The organism is Mesorhizobium sp. M7A.F.Ca.CA.004.04.2.1, from assembly GCF_004022825.1.
In the GTDB taxonomy this organism is placed as follows: domain Bacteria; phylum Pseudomonadota; class Alphaproteobacteria; order Rhizobiales; family Rhizobiaceae; genus Mesorhizobium.
The window spans coordinates 1-2872 of sequence record NZ_RZPH01000790.1 but is presented as its reverse complement, the minus strand read 5'-3'; the positions used below and the strand labels follow the sequence as shown (position 1 = coordinate 2872).

General features: G+C 65.5%; 4 protein-coding genes. 3 read left to right on the top strand and 1 reads right to left on the bottom strand.

Going from position 1 to position 2872, the window contains the following annotated elements:
• From EN893_RS27055 to EN893_RS27045, 3 genes are all read left to right on the top strand, one after another.
• A partial coding sequence (locus EN893_RS27055; RefSeq protein ID WP_128361913.1) for an LLM class flavin-dependent oxidoreductase occupies positions 1 to 841 on the top strand: 841 nt, incomplete at its 5' end.
• Positions 838 to 1614 carry an ABC transporter permease subunit gene (locus tag EN893_RS27050; protein ID WP_127271637.1) on the top strand — a complete coding sequence of 259 codons (777 nt, stop codon included), beginning with the start codon at positions 838 to 840 and terminating at the stop codon, positions 1612 to 1614. The genes EN893_RS27055 and EN893_RS27050, both read left to right, overlap by 4 nt.
• 10 nt (positions 1615 to 1624) lie before the next feature.
• Entirely contained in the window at positions 1625 to 2416 is a 792-nt protein-coding gene (locus EN893_RS27045) for an ATP-binding cassette domain-containing protein (protein ID WP_127268050.1), read from the top strand.
• Between the two features lie 63 nt (positions 2417 to 2479).
• On the opposite strand, the gene EN893_RS38275 is transcribed toward EN893_RS27045, so the two are convergent.
• Positions 2480 to 2656 (bottom strand): hypothetical protein, encoded by a 177-nt coding sequence (locus tag EN893_RS38275; protein WP_164749060.1) that lies wholly within the window; start codon positions 2654 to 2656, stop codon positions 2480 to 2482.
• Between the last annotated feature and the right edge of the window lie 216 nt (positions 2657 to 2872).

The window sequence follows — 2872 nt, the reverse complement described above, 5'->3', positions numbered from 1 at the left end:
CCGCCTGCTGCTCAATGTCGTGGTCGGCGGCAACCCGACCGAGCTCGCCGGCGACGGCGTCTTCCTGCCGCATGACGAGCGCTATGCCCAGGCGCATGAGTTCCTGACCATCTGGCGCGGCCTGGTGTCCGGCGAGCGGGTCAATTTCGACGGCAAATATTACCGCGTCGAGAATGGCCGCCTCGACCTTCTGCCGCACCAGGAGCGGCCGCCGCTCTATTTCGGCGGGTCGTCGGACGCAGGCCAGGACCTCGCCGCCGACCTCGTCGACATGTATCTGACCTGGGGCGAACCGCCGGCGCAGGTTGCCGAGAAGCTGGCTGCGGCGCGCGCAAAAGCGGCACTGCGCGGCAGAAAACTGCGCTTCGGCATCAGGCTGCATTTCATCGTTCGCGAGACCGAGGACGAAGCCTGGCGCGCCGCCGACCGGCTGATCAGCCATGTCACCGACGCCCAGATCGAAAATGCGCAGGCGCGCTTCCTCAACCAGATGGATTCGGTCGGCCAGCGCCGTATGGCGCAATTGCATGGCGGACGCCGTGACAGACTGGTCGTCTCGCCCAATCTGTGGGCCGGTGTCGGGCTGGTGCGCGGTGGCGCCGGCACGGCGCTGGTCGGCACGCCGGAACAGATCACCGAGCGCATCCGCGAATACCAGGCGATCGGCATCGATACCATCATCGGCTCGGGCTATCCGCATCTCGAGGAAGCGTACCGCGTCGCCGAGCTTCTATTCCCGAAACTCGGGCTCGGCACCAGGCGGCAGCGGGCGCATGAGAACATCGCCAACGAATTCTCGGTCGGCTTCCATGGCGCCAACCGCCTGCAGGCTTCGTCATGAGCTTTGCCACGCGCCTGCATAGCAATGCCATCGGCTGGTTGCTCCCGGCGCTGGTTATTGCCGGCTGGGAGATTGCCAGCCGCGCGGGCGTCATGCCCGCCAACGTGCTGCCGGCGCCAAGTGCGGTCGCCGAGGCCTTCTGGCGGCTGACGCTGTCGGGCGAACTGGTCCGCAACATCGGCGTTTCGACCGCGCGCGCCCTTGCCGGCTTCGCCATCGGCGGCTCGATCGGCTTTGCGCTTGGCCTTGCCAACGGGCTCTCGACGCTCAGCCGCGGCCTGACCGACACGACGCTGCAGATGATCCGCAACATCCCGCACCTGGCGCTGATCCCGCTGGTCATCCTGTGGTTCGGCATCGACGAGGAAGCCAAACTGTTCCTGGTGGCGCTCGGCGTGTTCTTTCCGATCTATGTCAACACGCTGCTCGGCATCCAGAGCGTCGACCCGCATCTGGTCGAGATGGGCCGCGTCTACGGCATGGACCGGCGCGCCCTGTTCTTCCGCGTCATCCTGCCCGGTGCGCTGCCGGCGATCTTCGTCGGCCTGCGCTATGCCCTGGGCATCATGTGGCTGACGCTGATCGTCGCCGAAACCATCTCGGCCAGTTCCGGCCTCGGCTACATGGCCATGCAGGCGCGCGAATTCCTGCTGATCGATGTCGTCGTGCTGTCGATCCTGATCTACGCGCTGCTCGGCAAGCTCGCCGACAGCCTCGCCCGCCTGCTCGAGCGGCTGTCGCTCGGCTGGCATCCGGCCTTCCAGAACAGATGAGAGATTGCCCATGACCGCCGCCAGCCTGACCGCAGCCCGTTCCTTCGTCGCCACGCCGGTGCGACCGATCGGCTCCGTCGAAGGGCAGCGGGCCTTTGCCTTCAGGCAAGCCGGCAAGCGCTTCGGCGACAAGACCGTGCTCGACGGCATCGACCTGGACGTGCCGGCCGGGCAGTTCCTTGCCGTCATCGGCAAGAGCGGCTGCGGCAAAAGCACGCTTTTGCGGCTTCTGGCCGGGCTCGACCGGCCGACATCGGGATCGCTGACATTCGGCGTCGAAGAGGAAGGACACAGCCGCACGCGCTTCATGTTCCAGGAACCACGGCTCCTGCCCTGGGCCAGCGTGGTGAAAAACGTCGAGGTCGGGCTGACCGGGATTGCTTCCGGCGCGGAGGCAAGGCAACGCGCGCTCGACATTCTCGGCGAGGTCGGGCTTGCCGACCGGGCCGACGAATGGCCTTCGGTGCTGTCGGGCGGCCAGAAGCAGCGCGTGGCGCTGGCCCGCGCGCTGGTCGGCCACCCGCAGATCCTGGCGCTCGACGAGCCGCTCGGCGCACTCGACGCCCTGACCCGCATCGAGATGCAGCAGCTTCTGGAACGCATCTGGATCGCGCAGAAGTTCACCGCCGTTCTGGTCACGCATGATGTCGCCGAAGCGGTCGCGCTGGCCGACCGGGTCGTGGTGATCAGCGAAGGCCGGATCGCGCTTGATCTGGATGTGCCCGTGGAACGGCCGCGCCGGCGCGGTTCGGTGGAGCTTGCGCGGCTGGAAGGCAAGATTCTGGATCGGCTGTTCGGGTAGGTTTGTCGGGGGCGGCGCCGCAATTGGCGGAGTGGGGGTCGACCTTTCTTCGAAGCTCACCCTCTAGCGATTGGCCCACACCAATCCCCCCAGCCCGACCAGCATGGTGACGACACCGATATACAGCCATTGCGACTGGCCGGTCATGAAGCTGCCGCCGACAACGCCGACGCCTTGCAGCGACCACAGCACGCCGACGGCAAGCACAATCAAGGCCAGCAGATTTTTGATCAGCCTCATTGCCGGATCTCGCTTTCGAAGTCGATTGGTTGGAGCATCGGGGCCGCGATAAAAGAGCCGAAGGAAGTGGCCCGACCATGCCGGGCTCTACTTGGATATTAATGTTCGATCTTGTCAAACGGACGTCTGACCTCAACACAAAGATCATCATTGATTGACCATCGCGTGCCGGAAAATCCCTGACAGACTGTTACCCAGCGACTCCAAACGTGTGCC